The following is a 711-nucleotide window of genomic DNA, read 5'->3' as shown; positions in this document are numbered from 1 at the left end:
GGCAATGCGGAAAGCATCCGGATCTTACCGAATTCTCTTTCTCTTTGATATTATCGTCTTGATGATAAATATTGGGATAATAGGATTTGCAATTGGTTGTTTATCTAATATGCGGTAATATGAGAGATTTGAAAATGACAGATTTCCCGACATATCTTTGGGAGACCCTTGACGTGTATCAGGACAACAGTTACTGTTACAATATCCGCCCTGGCCAACATGTCGTTGGAGATTTATTCGACAGTTCCAGAACGAAGCTGGTATCATACAACAGAAAATCACATGTGCAGATAATCTGTGTATGCGACCCCTACAAGCCGCCTTTCTATGCGCGTGAATGTATGTATGGTGTATATTCGGCGTGGAAAGAAATCGGAGAGGACATCTTTAACCTGGAGCTGATGGGGTATTCTACCAAGCAACAATTCCCACCCCTATGTACATCACACCATTATTTTTGAATATTATGGAAAATGAATCATTTGAAAGGGCCAAAGCCATTAAGGAAGAGATTGAAAAGTGTAATTCTCTTCTTGAGTCAATTCTAAAAAGCAGCAGGGAATGTTGTGTGTATCGCGATGCCGATAGGGGTACTCGTGATCTTGTTGTTATCCCCCTTCCCAAGTATTGTACCCAGTACATTATTGATGGACTTTACGTGAGAAAGTGCCGGATGGAGCAGGAATTTAAAGAGTTATAACAATCTAATAA

The 711-nt window shown here is 40.4% G+C and carries 2 protein-coding genes; both read left to right on the top strand.

The window, feature by feature from the left end:
- The first annotated feature begins 119 nt into the window (after positions 1-119).
- On the top strand, positions 120-461 hold the full coding sequence (locus tag M1B78_RS18465) for a hypothetical protein (protein ID WP_131225245.1): 342 nt from the start codon (positions 120-122) through the stop codon (positions 459-461).
- A 5-nt stretch (positions 462-466) separates the two neighbouring features.
- Complete coding sequence (locus M1B78_RS18460; RefSeq protein WP_120164389.1) at positions 467-700, top strand: hypothetical protein; 234 nt, start codon at positions 467-469, stop codon at positions 698-700.
- The last annotated feature ends 11 nt before the right edge of the window (positions 701-711 follow it).

This window comes from Bacteroides muris (ex Fokt et al. 2023) (assembly GCF_024704895.1).
Classification (GTDB): domain Bacteria; phylum Bacteroidota; class Bacteroidia; order Bacteroidales; family Bacteroidaceae; genus Bacteroides; species Bacteroides muris.
The sequence above is the reverse complement of the archived record's forward strand: the minus strand, read 5'-3'. Positions and strand labels throughout refer to the sequence as shown.

What these genes read in the sequence shown, in the direction of transcription:
- M1B78_RS18465 (WP_131225245.1), top strand. Translation starts at nt 120, where the DNA reads ATGAGAGATTTGAAAATGACAGATTTCCCGACATATCTTTGGGAGACC.
- M1B78_RS18460 (WP_120164389.1), top strand. Translation starts at nt 467, where the DNA reads ATGGAAAATGAATCATTTGAAAGGGCCAAAGCCATTAAGGAAGAGATT.